17 protein-coding genes are annotated in these 18,310 nt (G+C 44.1%); 5 read left to right on the top strand and 12 right to left on the bottom strand.

What is annotated here, in order from left to right:
* Positions 1-8: 8 nt before the first annotated feature.
* A complete protein-coding gene (locus Q6344_11405; protein WLG13200.1) occupies positions 9-623 on the top strand; it encodes a hypothetical protein in 615 nt (204 codons plus the stop codon).
* Between the two features lie 395 nt (positions 624-1,018).
* On the opposite strand, the gene Q6344_11410 is transcribed toward Q6344_11405, so the two are convergent.
* The 8 genes from Q6344_11410 to nfsB form a co-directional block, all read right to left on the bottom strand.
* A complete protein-coding gene (locus Q6344_11410) occupies positions 1,019-1,540 on the bottom strand; it encodes a DUF308 domain-containing protein (protein ID WLG13201.1) in 522 nt (173 codons plus the stop codon).
* Between the two features lie 125 nt (positions 1,541-1,665).
* Complete coding sequence (locus Q6344_11415) at positions 1,666-2,241, bottom strand: GNAT family N-acetyltransferase (GenBank protein ID WLG13202.1); 576 nt, start codon at positions 2,239-2,241, stop codon at positions 1,666-1,668.
* A 25-nt stretch (positions 2,242-2,266) separates the two neighbouring features.
* Positions 2,267-3,010 (bottom strand): NTP transferase domain-containing protein, encoded by a 744-nt coding sequence (locus Q6344_11420; protein ID WLG13203.1) that lies wholly within the window; start codon positions 3,008-3,010, stop codon positions 2,267-2,269.
* The gene (locus Q6344_11425; protein WLG13204.1) at positions 3,007-4,389 is read right to left on the bottom strand and encodes an XdhC family protein; all 1,383 of its coding nucleotides are present in this window, start codon (positions 4,387-4,389) and stop codon (positions 3,007-3,009) included. The genes Q6344_11420 and Q6344_11425 overlap by 4 nt, the downstream gene beginning before the upstream one ends.
* 139 nt (positions 4,390-4,528) lie before the next feature.
* Positions 4,529-6,988: a xanthine dehydrogenase family protein molybdopterin-binding subunit gene (locus tag Q6344_11430; GenBank protein ID WLG13205.1), complete on the bottom strand. Its 2,460-nt coding sequence runs from the start codon at positions 6,986-6,988 to the stop codon at positions 4,529-4,531.
* Between the two features lie 2 nt (positions 6,989-6,990).
* A complete protein-coding gene (locus Q6344_11435; protein WLG13206.1) occupies positions 6,991-7,983 on the bottom strand; it encodes a xanthine dehydrogenase family protein subunit M in 993 nt (330 codons plus the stop codon).
* Complete coding sequence (locus Q6344_11440; protein WLG13207.1) at positions 7,980-8,627, bottom strand: 2Fe-2S iron-sulfur cluster-binding protein; 648 nt, start codon at positions 8,625-8,627, stop codon at positions 7,980-7,982. Before Q6344_11440 ends, Q6344_11435 begins: the two co-directional genes overlap by 4 nt.
* A gap of 298 nt (positions 8,628-8,925) precedes the next feature.
* The gene (gene nfsB, locus Q6344_11445) at positions 8,926-9,582 is read right to left on the bottom strand and encodes an oxygen-insensitive NAD(P)H nitroreductase (GenBank protein ID WLG13208.1); all 657 of its coding nucleotides are present in this window, start codon (positions 9,580-9,582) and stop codon (positions 8,926-8,928) included.
* A gap of 326 nt (positions 9,583-9,908) precedes the next feature.
* Here nfsB and Q6344_11450 point away from each other — a divergent pair, with 326 nt between their 5' ends.
* Complete coding sequence (locus Q6344_11450; GenBank protein ID WLG13209.1) at positions 9,909-10,577, top strand: DsbA family oxidoreductase; 669 nt, start codon at positions 9,909-9,911, stop codon at positions 10,575-10,577.
* 44 nt (positions 10,578-10,621) lie between these two features.
* Complete coding sequence (locus Q6344_11455) at positions 10,622-11,317, top strand: haloacid dehalogenase type II (protein ID WLG13210.1); 696 nt, start codon at positions 10,622-10,624, stop codon at positions 11,315-11,317.
* Between the two features lie 107 nt (positions 11,318-11,424).
* Here the strand turns inward: Q6344_11455 and Q6344_11460 are convergent, their stop codons facing one another.
* Positions 11,425-12,549, bottom strand: coding sequence for an S-(hydroxymethyl)glutathione dehydrogenase/class III alcohol dehydrogenase (locus Q6344_11460; protein ID WLG13211.1), 1,125 nt, complete (start codon positions 12,547-12,549; stop codon positions 11,425-11,427).
* Between the two features lie 191 nt (positions 12,550-12,740).
* Between Q6344_11460 and Q6344_11465 the strand changes: the two genes are divergently transcribed.
* Positions 12,741-13,634, top strand: coding sequence for a LysR family transcriptional regulator (locus tag Q6344_11465; protein WLG13212.1), 894 nt, complete (start codon positions 12,741-12,743; stop codon positions 13,632-13,634).
* A gap of 185 nt (positions 13,635-13,819) precedes the next feature.
* Complete coding sequence (locus tag Q6344_11470) at positions 13,820-14,338, top strand: DUF302 domain-containing protein (GenBank protein WLG13213.1); 519 nt, start codon at positions 13,820-13,822, stop codon at positions 14,336-14,338.
* 200 nt (positions 14,339-14,538) lie between these two features.
* On the opposite strand, the gene Q6344_11475 is transcribed toward Q6344_11470, so the two are convergent.
* The 3 genes from Q6344_11475 to Q6344_11485 all read right to left on the bottom strand — a co-directional run bounded on the left by Q6344_11475 (position 14,539) and on the right by Q6344_11485 (position 18,262).
* Entirely contained in the window at positions 14,539-14,826 is a 288-nt protein-coding gene (locus Q6344_11475) for a DUF4031 domain-containing protein (GenBank protein WLG13214.1), read from the bottom strand.
* Between the two features lie 68 nt (positions 14,827-14,894).
* Entirely contained in the window at positions 14,895-17,204 is a 2,310-nt protein-coding gene (locus Q6344_11480; GenBank protein WLG13215.1) for a DUF3488 and transglutaminase-like domain-containing protein, read from the bottom strand.
* The gene (locus tag Q6344_11485) at positions 17,201-18,262 is read right to left on the bottom strand and encodes a hypothetical protein (GenBank protein ID WLG13216.1); all 1,062 of its coding nucleotides are present in this window, start codon (positions 18,260-18,262) and stop codon (positions 17,201-17,203) included. Before Q6344_11485 ends, Q6344_11480 begins: the two co-directional genes overlap by 4 nt.
* Positions 18,263-18,310: the final 48 nt, after the last annotated feature.

An 18,310-nucleotide genomic window follows, 5' to 3' on the forward strand; every position in this document is an offset into this window, starting at 1 on the left:
TAGCCGCTATGTCCTCTTACTTAAATGCTGATAAAACGTATCTAACCCTCACTCCAGCCGGTATTTTTGAGGCATTTTCACAAAGTGAGCCCACTGATGAACAGCTGTCATTACAAGACTTAATGTCCTATGGGCAGACATTGCTCGCCGCTGATTGGCTTGAGCGTTATTCTGACGAATGGCTACAGAGCTTTATAGAACACGGCTGGATTGAAAAGCTGTCTTTGTTGTTACCCGCACCCAATCTGCCGTTGGACCAGTTTTTACCGTATGTGGTTGCCAGCTTATCCGGTAAACGCCGTGCCGCTATTGGCTCTGATGAAGGGTTTTGCCTAGCACGAATCGGTTACAGCCAAGAAGAAGCGGACATGCTAAGTGTTGCAGCTGCTGACTTTTCAGGTTTTATGATTCGCCAAAAACAACGCGGCTGGGCGGTCGAAAGCCAAGCCATCTCGTTTTTTCAACAAGTTGACTTACTGATTCCTGAGACCAGCTTTGTGTTTTTATGGATTGATGGTTCAGGTTACGCCCTCATCATCGATGGCGAGCCTTTGACTAATAGCCGCGCCTTTGTTGAGATGGTATGGGCATTGAAAACATCTGGATTAAGATTTCTTAGTTAATTCAACCAAACCACTTGATATATCAGTATGACACGCTGCCATACTGACCAGTGCGCTTATATCAAACCAAGCGCACTTCTTTCAATCTCTCACATCTGCTTTACTTTCAATATATTTTTTTCTTTCATCTTCTGCTGTAGCCGATTTAATACGATTTGTATACAAGGATAAAGTACTACAAATTGCACTTAGCCTTTACGCATGGTTAAGATGTGATATTCAAATAAATTATGAAATAAAAAAAAGACGCTTTAAATAGCGTCTTTTTTATTTGTTGCTATAGTCAAGGAATTTTAGAATCGCTACAAGGCGACCGACCGCAGATAGTACACTGAGTACATCTAGAGCGGGTAACACCGTAGCGGTTTAAAAATGCTCTGACTATATAACTAAACTTATATATTGCGCACCACAATTGATTGTATACGTGAATACATAATTAAGGATATGCCGTTAGATATCAACTCGACGGCCAACAGTATGCCAAGAATATACGTCGCTGACTGCGGATAACTGGTAAATATCATGATAGCCAATATAATAGAGAGCAGCCCTGATAGTAATATTGGGACAAAAGCCACTGTCCGACGTAGACCGAAAGCAACAACAACTCTGACTATACCTGTTGCCATAAATAAAATAGCAATTACCATGGTCAAGGTCAATATGCCTTGCAACGGATCTTGTAATAATTCAATACCAATTAATACACCAAGTACACCGCCGATGGCAGCCAGCACTTTTCCAGTGGTACTAGGTGCTCGGAACAAGGCAATAAACTGTAAAACACCCACTAAAAGGAAGATAAAACCTGCTAACTGCTCAGCGGCCAAAGTGGCGCTAAGAGGATTAAAAAATGCAAAGATACCGCCAAGAATACTAATGATGCCAATGACTAACCATAATGTACGATTCATAAGACGACCTTATTTTACATTTAATAGAAAATAAATTATATCGCAAACCTTACCTTGTGTTGTATAACGGTAGTAATATCTTCGAGTAGTCCTGTTAATATCAGAGTGTGGGGATTGATTTGTGGTCACAAGCCTGCTAACTGATTGTCCCACTGTTGCCGCGTCATTTTATACAGTACATGCTCAGCCAGCTGATGGTTAGGGTTAAGGGCTGGATGGTAGAAGTTGGCGCGGGTATTCATCATACCAAGGCGCTCCATAACCAATTGCGAGCGCTTATTGATAAGCGCTGTGAATGACACAACCTCATCGAGCGACAGCTCAGTAAAAGCGAAATTCAGCGCCGCACGTGCCGCCTCGGTAGCATAGCCCTGTCCCCAATAATCTTTATGTAGTCGCCATGCAATCTCGACAGCCGGGGCAAAAGACATATCTGCGTGGGTATCATTCAAGCCAACAAAACCGATAAAATCATCATATGTTTTGGTGCTATTTTTTAAACATACTGCCCAAAGCCCCCAGCCTTGATTAGCAATAAGCTGCTGGCATTTACTAGCGATGATGTCACTTACTTTAGGCGTTAATAACTTGGGAAAATACTTCATTACCTCAGGATCAGCATTTATTTCAGCAAAAACAGCAAAGTCACTTGCTTGCCATTGCCTAAGGTAAAGACGTTCTGTTTCTATCACATTTATCATTTTTATCACTTATGGATTGACACTGTTAATACTTATTTATCCAGCCTTGTTGCTTGGCATAAGCAAGTTGCTCAGGAGTATCGATATCATAGCTCAGTTGATGATTAACAACGGTACTTATCTGACTGGGCTTCAATTCTCTAATTAAATAACGCAGCCCTTTATCGCCTACCAGCAATGCTTGCCACTCTCTGAGTAAATCACAATCAATCGTTAAAGGTAAACCGATAATATTTTGCTTTAATGCAGTGGCAGCAGACGTTTCATTTAAATTCCTATTATTTAAATGCTGCCAGCTACTATAAGCACTTGCCACTACAGACTGCTTATCTGCCAGCAGTTTTGCCAAATGCTGCTCATCAAGTATAACTTGATCAATACCCATAATGACGACGCGCTCGATTAATGAGCTTGTTAACTGCGTGACCGCCTCAATAGCCAAATTCAAACTATACGCCATACCTATTTCAGGCGTGGGATTTACGACCATTTGAATCATAGAGTACTGAAAAGCCAATTCATTCATCGCACTGGCTATTGATGGTTGATTATCAGGAATGACTATAATAATTGCTTGCGGTTTTGTAGAAAGTGCGAGTTTGGTCATGAAGCAAATTAAGGGTTCGCCATCTTTACACAGTAACTGTTTTGCTTGACCTAAACGCAGGCTCAGTCCACTGGCCAAAATAATGACCACATGGTTTGGTGGCTTTGATAGATTTATTGGCTTTAGTTGCGTAGATGCTAAAATAGATGCGTCGCGGCTCATGATAAATTTATCGCGGCACGAGCACTTGTAGCAGTCGTCTCTATAGAATCAATATGCGTAGAAAATAGCGTTGTAAAGTTAGTGTTTGACAGATGAGAGTCTGAGTTTTCTGCTGATAGGTTTTGATTATTCACGACCGCATTGACTTGTGCCATGATACCCAGTGCTAAGGCTTCAGGACCATCTCCGCCCAGCTTATAGCCAATCGGATAATGCAGTTTTTTGATACCTAGGTTTAAACTGGCAGGATTTGTAAACCTTGTACTAATTTCTTCGATTAAGCGCTCGGTACGGTAGCGTGGTCCTAGTTGTCCAAGATATTTATAGTGATTAGCATGCTCTAATAATACGCCAAGCCGAGCACGGTCTTGGCTGAGACTATGCGACATTAAAGCAATAGCGGCATTTTTACTGAGTTTTAGTAAAGTGTCACTATCATCTAACGCCAGTACCATCACGCTATCTGCCTGAGGAAAACGCCGCTGCGTGGCATATTGCGCTCGACTGTCTACCACTGTCACATGCCAATCTTGCAGCTTTGCCATCGTAACTAGTGGCATCACATCATTGCCAGCACCACAAATCAGCAAGCGAATTTGTGGTTGTAGGCACTGAATCAGCCACTCTGTAGTACCGTCTTCGCCATCCACTTTAATATATTTAGCATTATTATCAAATATTTGATATTTCGCTAATACGTCAACAGCATGGATAACTGTGCTTGAAACATTAGATACCACTTTATCTGAATTATTAGCGTCGATAGCGGTGAGTTTTCCTGACTTGATATAATTATCTAGGTTAAGACGCAAACCAATTTGAAGTTGAGAGTTTGGATTATTTTGGATATTAAAATGGATTGTAGAGCGCATTAAAGTTGCTACCGTTACCGGCTGCTGAGACTGACGAACCTGACTGATGACATTTAACAAAGGCATTGCCGTTGCCAGCCTTTCAAACAACACGTGTACGCGCCCATTACAGCCTAATCCAAAATTTAACTCGTCCAAATCAATATCTTGTTCATCGTATTTATTATCTGTGCCCTTATTATCACTACCTCTATCAAAGTCAAAACCCTCTTCTGATACGCTCGCTCGCACATTACCATTTTCAGCATATTCGATGTCGTCACCCGTTTGGTAAACTTGCACGTTTGCACCTTGACGCGTGAGCCAAAAAGCACGTTTGATAATATGCGGCTCCAAACAGCCGCCGCTAATCATCCCGACCGAACGACCATCTTCACAGATGAGCATCATCGCGCCTGCGCGGCGATAGGCTGACCCTTCGGTACGCACGACGGTTGCTAATACCGCGTCAACATTTTGTTGCTGAGCCTCGCGTGCCAGCTTAAGAATATCAGCAATTTGATTCATAATGTCTCTTATATACTATCTATCATTGATGTCCATATACGAACTATATCCATCATGACCAACTTATAAAACCAGTTTATCAAACCCGCTAACGACTACAATTAGCGAGTTTATGTTGTCCATCTATTTGACTAAAAACCTACTCTGGTAGTTCATAAAGTAATTTGTCGAGGGTAATAGGAAAGTTATAAACTCGTACACCCACGGCGTTGTACACGGCATTAGCAATAGCAGCGGCAGCACCAGCAATCGCCGTTTCCCCAATACCTTTTATGTGCATTGGATTGGTGTAAGGATCGTCCTCTTCTACCAAGATAACATCAAGCTGAGGAACATCAGCATTGACTGGGACATGGTATTCTGCAAGATTATGATTACATAGCCGACCGTCACGCTTATCGTGAATCACCTGCTCCATCAACGCAGAACCAATACCAAATATCATACCGCCGTAGCACTGTGAGGTCGCGGTTTTGTGATTGAGGATACGCCCTGCTGCAAAGGCACCAGTCATACGTTTAACGCGTATTTCACCAGTCACTCGGTGTACAGCGACCTCGGCAAAATTAGCACCAAATGACGCTTGGCGATGACTTTTTGCATTTTTACCTGGTGCAATTTGACCTTTGGCACTGAGTTTTTGGTCATCATATTGAGCGACGATATCGGCTAATGAATGAGTCTGGAAATTACTAAAGTCATATTCTTTCGATTCAGTTAGTGAGATTCCCGTTATTTCAGCTAATTTATCTTTTAGATCAGCCACTTTATCTACGATGTTATCGCCCAAACCTGCTACTTTTTCTTTTCCTGCTTCTATAACGGTTTCTACCACTGTTTCTACAAAATTAGCATCATGCTCACCTATCTGCTTAATTTGACCGTTATCCAGCTGAATGCTGTCAGGGTATAGACCGACTTTTTCTGCGATCATCTCACGTAGCTGCTGACAAGCAAGGTAAATACTACTGCCTGAGCTGGCCGCGCCCATGCTCCCCCCTGAACCAACCGCAGGTGGCAAACTGGTATCACCAAGCTTCATTTCAATATGATCTATTGGGAGCCCTAATAAATCTGCAGCAACCTGAGTAAATACGGTATAAGAACCTGTACCGATATCGGTCATGTCCGTCTCAATCACGGCTTTGACGCCCAGCGCTTTTGAGTTATCTATTTGCAGGGTCGCCCGTGCTTCTGATGGCGCTAAGCTGTTGCCGCGAGCTGCCGCTGCCATACCCATGCCCATCCACCAATCACCTTCTAAGCGACTGGCAGGCTTAGCATTGCGTTGATTCCAGCCAAACTGTTCAGCCGCTTGATCCATGCAGGCAATAAGCTTACGCGTGGAAAATGGGATGTCTTTACTAGGATCTTGCTCAGGCTCATTGCGACGGCGCAGCTCGACAGGGTCTCGGTTGAGTTGCTCTGCCAATTCATCCATCGCACACTCAAGGGCAATTTGTCCGACTGCTTCGCCGGGGGCACGCATCGAGCCTGACAATACTTGGTTCATATCTACTTGTTGATAATTGACCCGGCGATTGTCACCGCGATACAAATAATGCGTAGAGAGTGCTGCTGGCTCAAAAAAGGCTTCTCCTGGCAAATTACTAGAGACCGTCTCATGAATCATAGTGTCGATAATACCGTCTTCACTACAGCCAATTGCGATGCGTTGACGCGTGTTTGAGCGTCTAATCGTTGCCTCCATTACTTGCGGACGTGTCATAGTGATTAACACGGGACGACCCAACTCTTTTGCTGCGAGTGCGGCGGCTATGGATTCTGGTGAAATACCAAGCTTGCTACCAAAACCGCCACCGACATAACGAGCAATTAATTGTACATTTTCTGGATCCAAATCCAATGCATCAACGATTTGCTTTTTGCACGAGGACAGCATTTGATTAGATGAATACATAATCAGCTTATCGCCCTCCCAGTGAGCAAGCGTTGCATGAGGCTCCATCGCTGCGCTGTTTTGACTTGGCGTATGATAAAAGCGGTCAAGGGTTACCGCAGCATCAGCAAGACTTTGTTCTGGATTACCCTTTTCTGAATTTTTATCCGAACCTTTTTTTTCATTAACGTCATGAGCATTTGGCAGCTCTGCCGTAAAGTTCAATGCCGCCTGGTCAGTCTCATCTTCATAAGTCACTTTGAGAGCTTTTGCACCTTCGGTCGCCGCCTCAAACGTCTCGGCAATGACAACCGCTATCGACTGACCATGGTAAAAAATCTCACTGACGCCTTGTTTAGGTGATTTAGTTGCACCGCCCTGTTGTGCATTGCGCAAAAAATGCTCAGGATCAGTAACTACTTTAATAATGTTGGGAATACCCTCTAGAGAGCTGTGATCAATTTCCTTAACCCGCCCTTTGGCAATCGTCGCGCCCACCAATACGCCATAGGCTTGATTATCTAGATGAATCTCTGCCGTATAGTGCGCTTGACCGCTGACTTTAAGTGATCCCTCGACTCGGTTAATGGGCTTACCCACCAATTTACTCGCTGTTTTATCAAAAAGCGACTCAACTGGTACATTCATCATCATTGTTTTGGTCGGTTCTGCTGGCAATATTGAATCCAATAACGACATGATTATGCTCCCTTGCCCGCTAATGCGCGTTGAATAACTTGTTTGAGTAGACGACGAGTCAGCGGTATTTTGAAATCATTTTGACCACTACCTTTAGCCTCTTTTAATAATAAGTCCGCTGCTTGTTTGATCACATCATTATTACCATCAGTACCTATCAACAATGCCTCAACGGCTTCGTTGCGCCATGGCTCAGTGCAAATACCGCCGAATGCTAGGCGCACTGTGTCCAAACGCCCATTATCAGTCACGTCTATAATCGCTGCACAAGACACTAAGGCAAAAGCATAGGACGCGCGATCACGCACTTTGTCATAAGTGTGCATACCTTTGATGGGCGCTGGCAACACAACATGAGTGATAAGCTCACCAGACTCTAAAACGTTTTCGATATGTGGCGTGTCTTTTGGCAAACAATAAAAGTCTTTAATCGCGATTTTACGCGTTGAACCATCCGTTTTTAACGTCTCAACAGTGGCATCTAATAAGCGCATCGCGACGGCCATATCAGATGGATGCTGGGCAATACAGGACTCGCTAGTACCCAAAATTGCCAACGTACGATTTTCACCATTTATCGCTGGGCAACCAGAACCTGACTTGCGTTTATTGCAGGCGCTGTCTGTCTGATAAAAATAATAACAACGCGTACGCTGTAGTAGATTACCGCCCGTCGTCGCTCTATTGCGCAATTGTCCTGTCGCACCTGCCAAAATCGCCCGTGATAACACTGGGTAATTGGCAATGACCTCAGGATGCGCGGCCAAGTCGCTATTGGTCACCAGCGTACCGATGCGTAGGCCACCATCTGTAGTCTTCTCAATTTGTGCTAATGCTAAGCGAGTGATATCCACCAGCTTAACTGGCGTTTCAATCTCTAACTTCATCAAGTCTAAAAGGTTGGTACCCCCTGCGATAAATGAGGCGTCTTTTACACTAGCAGATTGGGCTGCCTGCTCTGGCGCGGTAGCACGGCTATATTCAAAGCGTTTCATGAGCGACCTCCTGACGTATTACTTATAGTGTTATGGTTCGTCGTTTGGCTTCCTAATTGCGCTTCACTAGGTGGTGGCGACCAAATACCCGTCACCTCTGATTTTTGTACTGCGTCAGCTTTAGATGAGTCATTCATTTCATTTTCTAAAACTTGTGAAATGGCCTTAATAATATTGGGATAAGCAGAACAGCGGCAAATATTGCCACTCATACGCTCAGCGATTTCTTGTACCAACAACCCATCCGGATTTTGCAAATCTGTAGTGACATGACTGGGCCAGTTTTGTTTAATTTCATCGATGAGCGCGGTTGCTGAACAAATTTGCCCAGGGGTACAGTAACCACATTGAAACGCATCATTATCTTTAAAGGCTTGTTGCAACGCTGACAAGGATTCGGGCATGCCAATACCTTCAATCGTGGTAATCTCATCACCATCGTGCATAACTGCCAAGGTCAAACAGGCATTGACCCTACGCCCATTGATAAGTATGGTACAAGCGCCACACTGACCATGGTCACAACCTTTTTTAGGCCCCGTAATTTTGAGGTGCTGACGACAGACATCGAGTAATGTCGTGCGTGAATCAAGATTGTCGAGCTGATAATCCTGCTTATTAATGGTTAAGTTCAAGGTAGACATGCTGGCTTCTCGCTGGCAGATAATCAAAAAAAATAGGGTTAAACGCTCCTTAAAAGTCGCGCCAATCGATTTATTATGACTTATTAGAAATGTCGATTTGTTTTCACTTTGTAGTTATTACAGTGTAGTTTTTAATCTAAAAAAATTTTGCTTCTCACTATTCTATCTCGCTTATTCACTATCAATTTTATAAATGAAACTCAAAAACTCATTTTATTAGCAAAAAATAGCGCTATAAACATGCCGTTTATAACGCTATTTGAGATCAATATAGTCAGTTAAAAATACCAGTCGGGCATTAGGCTTTAGTAATAATGCTCGCTTCACTCAATCGAGACTTGGGTAAATCTGCATTAAAATCGTCTTCACTACGATAACCAAGTGAGATAACGGCAACGGCTGTGTAGCCTTTGCTATGTAGCTCAAACTCTTCATCGAGTGCCTTTAGATCAGCACCTTCCATCGGTACAGCATCAATGCCTAAAGTAGCAGCACCCAGTAATAATGCACCCATATTTAGATACACTTGCTCGACTAGCCAATGTGGCTCGTCTTTTTGCTCATAACGACGAATGTCCAAAAACATTTTGCGCACTTGATGCATTTGCTCTTTGAATTTTGGTTCTGCGAAGCGACCATCCATCTCTTCTTTATCCAATACTTCATGCAAAAATTCATCATCAGCATAGATACGACTACAGAAAATGATGACGTGTGAGGCATCTTTCACCTTTGCCGTGTTGAAATCAAACATCCCTTGCGTACCTTTTGCGATACGTGCCTTGCCAGCATCATCATCAGCGATCACAAAATGCCAAGGTTGGATATTGGTGCTTGATGGGCTAAGTCGTAGGATATCCTTTAAACTTTGAAAGTCTGCTGCTGATATTTTTTTATTGGCATCAAACTCTTTGGTGCTGTAACGCCAGTTCATGGCTTCAGTGATATTTTTCATTTATGACTCCAAGATTTTTAGTACCGCCACTTTAAGCAAAAACCCGTTTGATGACCGTTACAGATTGGTTAAGTAGTCACCTATTTTGTTATTACGTTACTGATGATTCAGTGCATCGCTGAGTTATTTGAGCCGCCATTTGAACAGTTATTTAAGCAGCTACTTATTAGACGGACACTCATTAAACAGTAACTTAGACGATATTGTAATCGCTCACTCATTCTCTTAGCATTAGTTAATTAGTATTGATAATGAGCATTGATTTATAAGGCGGTCGACCACAGACAGCTTATATATGAAATAAATACTGAATTAGGCAGATAGATATGGAACATTCAAAGCAGTTATCCTCAGAGCAGCCACTACGCATAGATATCGTCTCAGACGTTGTTTGTCCTTGGTGCGTCATTGGTTACCGCCAGCTGGCAGAAGCCCTCAAGCAAACCAACACCGAACACGAGATTCACTGGCATCCGTTTGAGCTTAATCCCAATATGCCACGCGCAGGACAAAATATGCGTGAACATATTATGGAGAAATATGGTTCGAGTAAGCAAGAATCTGATGCTAGCCGTGCTCGATTAATGGAAGCGGGTAATGAGGTTGGCTTTACGTTTAACTTTAACGATGACACGCGTATGCACAACACGTTCAACTTGCATCAATTGCTGCACTGGGCAGATCAGCAAGGTCGCATGCATGACTTAAAGCAGGCATTATTCGTCGCTCATTTTACCAATGGTCGCAATATTTCTGACAATGCTGTGCTTGCTGATATCGCAGCAGAGATTGGACTAGATCGTGATGAGGCACTAGCCGTATTAGCAGACCAAAGGTTCGCTAAAGAGGTGCGCGCAGAAGAGCAACATTGGCAACAACAAGGCATTCAAAGCGTGCCAGCGGTAATTTTTAATAAGCGCCATCTGGTTAGCGGTGCGCAAGGCGTGGAAAATTTCAAGAATATCTTGCAGCAGTTGGCTGACATGCCAGACTAGGTTTTTTGGCAAGATTTCGTTTGCTATTCCTAAAAGGATCCCTTATGTCCTCTGATAAATCTCTCCCTATTATCATGTTTGATGTCAATGAGACGCTACTCGACATTACCATTCTTGAGCCATTATTTGCTCGCCTATTTGGCAATAAAATGCTACTAAGAGAATGGTTTGCGCAATTGGTGCTATATTCACAAACCATGACGTTATCAGGACTTTATACGCCTTTTGGCGAGCTTGGCGTCAGTGCCTTACAGATGACCGCTGATATTCATAAAGTCGGGCTGATAGATAGCGATATCGACGAATTAAAAGAGCGTATGAGCAAAATGCCTGCTCACCCTGATGTAATTCCAGCATTAACCAAGCTGCGTGAGGCAGGGTTTCGACTGGTGACGTTGACCAACTCAGCAAATAGCGCTTCCCCGACCCCGCTTGAAAAAGCCGGCATCAGCCATTTTTTTGAACAGCACTTTAGTGTTGAGCAGGTAGCAAGATTCAAGCCTGCACCTGAAACCTACCAAATGGTCGCTCACGCATTGTCTGTTGAGTTGTCAGATTTGTGCCTTGTCGCTTGTCATCTTTGGGATACAATCGGCGCGCAAGCGGCTGGCTGCCAAGGGGCGTTTCTCACGCGACCGCACAATGCTTTATTATCAGCACCAAACGTTCCAGCGCCGCACTTTATAGCAGCAGATCTAACCACGCTTGCCGAACAGATAATTTTTTCCACTAAAAAATAATTGCCAATGCCAAAAAAATGCCGCCCTATATAAGGACGGCATTTTTGGTTTAGCATACTGCTACTTTATAAGGCTAAATCTATAATCACTATTATTAATAATGATTTTTAAAAATGAATAACCGTACGGATACTCTCGCCTTTATGCATTAAATCAAACGCTTCATTGATGTCTTCTAATGGCATGGTATGGGTAATGAAGTCTTGTAGTGGGATTTCACCCGCCAAATAACGCTCAACATAACCTGGTAATTCACTGCGACCTTTTACGCCGCCAAATGCTGAACCGCGCCAGACGCGACCAGTCACTAACTGGAATGGGCGCGTAGAGATTTCTTGTCCAGCACCAGCGACACCGATGATGACCGACTCGCCCCACCCTTTATGGCAGCACTCAAGCGCTGAACGCATGACATCGACGTTACCGATACACTCAAATGAATAATCGACGCCGCCATCGGTCAATTCAACGATGACTTCTTGAATTGGCTTGTCATAATCTTTTGGATTGATGCAGTCGGTTGCGCCAAGCTTTTTAGCCAGCTCAAATTTGCTCTCATTGATATCAATAGCAATGATACGACTGGCTTTTGCCATTGCCGCACCGATGACCGCTGATAGACCAATACCGCCGAGACCAAAGATAGCAACGGTTGCACCCTCTTCAACTTTTGCAGTATTCATCACTGCACCCATACCCGTGGTGACACCGCAACCCAATAAGCAGACTTCTTCTAGTGGGGCTTCTTTATTTACTTTCGCCAAAGAAATCTCAGGCAACACGGTATATTCAGAGAAGGTTGAGCAGCCCATATAATGATAAATTGGCTCACCATCTTTATAAAAGCGCGTAGTGCCGTCTGGCATTAAGCCTTTACCTTGGGTCTCGCGTACCGCTGAGCACAAGTTGGTTTTGCCTGAGGTACACATTTTACAGACGCCACATTCTGCTGTGTATAAAGGAATGACATGATCGCCGACTTGCACACTGGTGACGCCTTCGCCGATTTGCTCAACGATACCGCCACCTTCATGACCCAAAATCGCTGGGAACACGCCTTCTGGGTCTTCACCAGATAAAGTAAAAGCGTCAGTGTGACAGACGCCGCTTGCCACGATTTTTACCAATACTTCGCCTTTACGGGGCAGCATGACATCCACTTCTTCGATAGATAGTGGCTCATTTGGGCCCCAAGCAATGGCGGCTTTTGATTTAATAAATTTATCTGACATCGTCATCTCTCTTTTTAATTCATTTTATGGGTTATTAAGCGCAGACCTCTATTCAGCTTATCTTGCTTGTTGAATGGAGGCAAGCGGCAGTTGTAGCAGTCTGTAAAGCTTTATATTGGCTATTATAGTTTTTTCTATAGCGATAACAATATGCTATATTTGCAAATATCTTTTACACAGTGGTAATAATCATGCGCTGGGATGGTATTAGCGAATTTGTTTATGTAGCAGATTACGAAAGCTTTACGCGCGCGGCAAAAGAATTGGGCATTTCTACCGCGCAAGTCAGTCGGCAGATAAGCGCTTTAGAGAAGCGACTGAATATTAAACTGCTGTATCGCACGACACGTAAGGTATCACTGACTGAAGAAGGTCGCGTGTTTTATCAGCACTGCCGCGGTGTGCTCGATGGCTTGGATGCCGCTGAGCAAGCAGTAAGCAATTTACAATCAAAGCCGCAAGGTAGGATTAAGCTGACCGCTCCTGTCACTTATGGCGAGCAGCAATTATTGCCATTAGTCAATGATTTCATGGTGCAATATCGCGATATCGAAGTGACGGCGTTTTTGAGCAATCAAAAAATCGACCTCATTGATGGCAGTTATGATTTGGCGATTCGTATCGGCAAATTAAGCGATTCGACGATGATGGCAAAAAAGCTCAGCCGTCGTACCAACTTCGTTTGTGCTGCGCCCGCTTATCTCGAAAAATACGGCATACCACATTCTTTGAGCGATCTGAGTCAGCATAACTGCTTACTTGGCACACGTGACTATTGGCACTTTATAGAAGATGGCAAAATAGATTCTGGAAAAAATGCTGATAAAGAAAAAAACCTGCGCGTGTCTGGCAGTGTCCAATATAACAGCGGTCACAGTCTAGTCGATGCTGCGTTAAAAGGTCTGGGTATCGTCCAGCTACCTGATTATTATGTGCAAAAATACTTAGCATCAGGTGAGCTGGTCAGCTTATTGAATAACTATCGAGAGCCTGAAGAAAGTATCTGGGCTGTCTACCCGCACAACCGTCATTTATCGCCAAAGATTAGACTGCTCGTCGATTATCTAGCAGAGCATTTGGTTTAGCTATGCGTTTTGGCTTAGGCATTTTTTAAGGTGTGTTGCAATGCGAGGCTTTACTATGCGCGGTTTATTACGCACAATGCTACTATCGATGCTACTAAGCACAAGGAATATTATGGTTCACACTAAATATTCGATGTTGTCAGCCATCATTTGCTGAATAAACAATGACAATAAAAGGACTTTTTATGCTTAAGATTCTCTCTATCGCTGCCCTAGCGTTGGCCGTATCGTCTTGCGCCAGTGTTGAAAATATTTTAAACGCGCCTGATAAGATGCCATCAACGCGAGCAACGATGACTGCTATCGATGCCGAAAAAGGCTTGGTTACGATGCAAAGCAATCATTCCGTGCAAGATACCGCTGATAAACTGGCGGCAATTATTGAAAGCAAAGGTATGAAAGTATTTGCGCGCGTCGATCATCAAAAGAACGCCCAAGGTGTCAATTTAACATTAAGACCGACGCAGGTCATTATGTTTGGTAATCCAAAAGCGGGTACGCCATTGATGAATTGCGAGCAAAGCGTCGCTATCGACTTGCCGCAAAAAATCCTCATCAGTGAAGACGCTGATAAAAAAGTTTGGTTGTCGTACAACAATCCTGAATATCTCAAAGACCGTCATAACATAAAAGGTTGTGATACCCAATTGGCGAATATTGCAAAAGCCCTTGATGGCGTTAGTAAAGCAGCAGTTGCAAAGTAATACCAAACCAAAAAAATACGATTAACGACGTCATTTTTGCTTGTTCCGCTCGCTTAGTCTACTAGATGTAGTGCTTGCACTCTTTTTTCTTGCTACTCTAATTTTTGAGAGGGTATAAGCGTTGGGTGAAAATCTGAACAAATAAAAAGGTGGGATGCAAAAGCACTCCCACCTTTTTATATCTTTAAAAGCTTCATTTACTAGCAATGCTCAGACCGTGCTATTTGCTCATGCAACTCTACTTTTAACTTCTTTGCACATTCGATAATCTTTTTTCGACCAGCAGGAATAGCCCCATATTCAATCGCTATTTCTCGCATTTGTACCGTGACGTCATAGTGCGGATAACTGGCATGACGGTGGAATAAACGCGAATCTACTTCAATCAACGCTGCAAAGTCATGCAACTCTTGCAGGGTATCTGCCAGCATATGGCACCACTTATAGCCTTTAAATTCTATCTGCATAAAATCTACATATATCGCCATAGAGTCGCCTCCTTTATTATCATTAGCTATTTTATCATGTGCTAAACAACGCTTTCACAGAGCAGCCACTAGAACAATTCACGTGCATCTTTCTTTAGCTGTTTGAGTACGGCTTGGTATTCGCTATGATTGGTTTCAAATGTGCTTAGACGCCCATAACGGAGCTGACGATAGTCCTGCTTCATCTGCATGATTTTTGCTTGGACAATATCTGAATGACCGCTATCTGTGAGCTTACTAGCTTTACTACTATCAGCGCTACGTGACACATTTACATCGCTATTTACATAACTACCGATATCATTAGTTCGGTCATCAACAGCCCTAGCCACGCGCTCAAGCCAAGCAAGCTGTCCTTCACTTTCATCACGAGCAAGTGATTTATCCACTTTTCCAATACGTTTTGATAGCTGTGCAAGCGGCTGGTCTGCTGGATGCCAGCGCTTGCGGCGGCGTTGCCAAATGATAAAGACCACAATAGCCATGACGGTAATAGCACTTGCCGCTAGCCAAATAATTTGCTGCGTGATTGAACGGATGTTAAACCATTTCAGTAGCGAGTCAGCTTGCTTGTCCTGATCGTAACCGACGACGTCTTTTTGCCAATAATAGCTTGCTTGGTCGGATAGACGGCGTAAGGTTTGTAGCATTTGATACTGCTGATAGCTGATTTGTGCGCTAGCGCCATCGCCGAACATTGCCGCTCCTCGTGCCTGCGTCAGCGCATCCATCCCTTGCTCGACACGCTCAGGTGCGACAAAAGCAGTCGGATCGACACGTACCCAGCCTTGACCCTCAAGCCAAACCTCCGTCCAAGCGTGCGCATCCTTTTGCCGCACCTCCCATACATTACCACCGCGGCTCAGCTCACCACCTTGATAGCCGGCGACGACGCGCGCGGGTATGCCAGCGGCGCGCAGCATAAAGGTAAAACTGGAGGAATAATGCTCACAAAACCCAGCTTTGGTCTCAAATAAAAACTCGTCAATACGGTTATTATTCAGCCGTGGCGGTGATAACGTATAACGAAATTCTGTTTGATTAATCCAGCGTTCAATAGCCGCCATATAGCGCACTGGGTCTGAGTCTGATTGCGCAAATAACTGCTGTGCCAACGCGCGTGCTTGCGGATTTCCATCGGCTGGCAAGGCAAGATTCAAACGACGCAACTCATCAGAGAGAACAGGGTCAATACGCATCGGTGCAAATTGCAATACTTCATAACGTAACTGCTGAGTGACGGGCTGATCTTTTAATAAGGTAAAGTTTGAAGTAATACTGACATCTTGGCGCTGGGCAAAAGGATAATCAAGTCCAAATAGCCAGTTTTGCTGCGTCGGCTCTAAGATAATTTCATAGCTGGTAGGCGTATTTTTTACTGAGTCGGGGACAGTTGCAAAGGCATTCTCAATCCAAGATGGCATTTGCGGTGCAGGTCGCCATTGTCGTTGCTGAGGGCTAGGACGCCATGTAATACCGTCAAAGTCGCTAAACACCAAACCACGCCAATATAACTGCTGTTGTGGCGGGCGATTATCTGCAAACTCTACCCGAAACGCCAGCTCAGTCGATTGTCCCAAATTGGCAAAATCACCGGGCGACATACTGTCGGACACGCCAGTGGTTGCTTGCTGACCTGATAGCTGTACTGACCATAGTGGTGGCAAGCGCGGGAAGAACAAAAATAGCACGACTAATAACGGCAACGCCCCGATACCCAGCACACCCAAAGTACGTAAGCGACCATCACCGCGAGTGTTGCCATCATCATTAAGCGCAATAAATGCCAATAAAATAATAACTGCACCAACAATCACTTCTAAAGTCGTAACAAGACCTTGATCCATCAAAAACAGCGCGGCAAGAACAAATAGTGACAAATTTAGGACCACATAAGCATCACGCCGTTTATACATCTCCCACAATTTACTAATGAGACAGAGCACTAAAAACGCCACGCCCATATCCAGTCCAAACGCTGTATTGTAAGTCAGCCATAGACCTGCCAGCCCCAATAAGAAGCCGAGCATTTGCATGCCTTGATAGACACGTCTTAAATGCGCTATTTTTTTAAACTTAGCTTTTATAGACGGTAGCTGTGCGGCGATGCTGACCACCGCAAAACCTATCAACCAAAACGGCAGATGCGCCGCATGAGGTAAAATAACGGTAATTTGAGCAATTAGTACCCAATAATAAGCAGGCAAGGCGAATAGCTTACGAGTCCATTTTGCAGCGCTATCCTGTAGAGCACGATCAGTGACGTTTTGACCCAGTGCCAACTGCTCAAAGCTTGTGGGACTTGTTTCAGGAAAACCTATAAATGTATATTCAGCGTCATTTGTAGGGAGTTTTTTTGAGTTGGTCTTATTAGTCATTGTGCTTTCGCCAACCTTAGCAAGCACGCTTGTGCAAAACTGTCGCCTTCACCCATTGGTGCAGTAGAATGAATGTCATTGGGTAAGCGCATATGAAATGTCACGCCCAGCTCACCTAATTTCATCGCCCCATACGCCAGTTGTGCGAGTTTTTGTTCATGATGTGCTGCTGGCATATCCGCATAATCTAACGCTTGCTCATGACCGACTGGATCAGCAAAGTGCTTGGTCAACATGCCTTGACCACGTGCTACATGTCCCCACGACACCCGTGCCAGCGACTCGCCTTCAACGTAGTTATCTAGCCGCTCAAAATCATCTTGACCTTGCCGATATTGCCCACCTGTTGGCAAATCCTCCTGACTGGCAACGGCATATTGCGTCTGCCAATCAAACACTTCAGGTTTTGGATAGACCCAAGCAGTACGGGCAAAATAAACATAGGACCACGCCCGCATAATGCCCAAAGGATAAACGGTTTTTATTTTTAAGCGTGGTAATTCAAACTGCCCACGATTCTGCGTCAGTACTGGCAAGCGAATAATTTGCTCGCCTTGCAGTCGTGTCACAAGTATCGACTGTTGATTATTAACGCTATTTTTGATTTTCTTATTGGCTTTTTTATCTGTCTTACTATTAAGCTTGCTATTAGCCTTATCATCAGTCTGCTCAAAGCTAAATAACAACTGTCGTCTTGGTTGACGGCTCTCACTGCGCAACTGCAAAGTCACCCAAACAGGCGCGCCCGCTTCTGCCATAGTCACTTCAAGCAAACGTACTTGCAGACCTGAGATATGGGCAAAGGTTACATGAAAGCTGATAAGCCAAACGCTGACCAAATAAAAACATAAACCTAACACCAAGTTATTGCCATAGTTAATGCCAGCGATAAAGGTGATGATTAGTAACACTGCATATAGCACCCCTTCACGGCTAAAAAAGATATAGACGTTACGCAAATTGAGGGTGGCGCTATCGCTTTTAGGCGCACGCGAGGCGAACCAACGGCTTAATGCTGAAGTGGCTGGTACGGTTAAGGCTTTTGGCAAAAAGCTCATGACTACCCTATCCTTACCATAAAATTGATACTCTCATTCATAATTGGT

Source organism: Psychrobacter cibarius (assembly GCA_030686115.1).
In the GTDB taxonomy this organism is placed as follows: Bacteria; Pseudomonadota; Gammaproteobacteria; order Pseudomonadales; family Moraxellaceae; genus Psychrobacter; species Psychrobacter cibarius_C.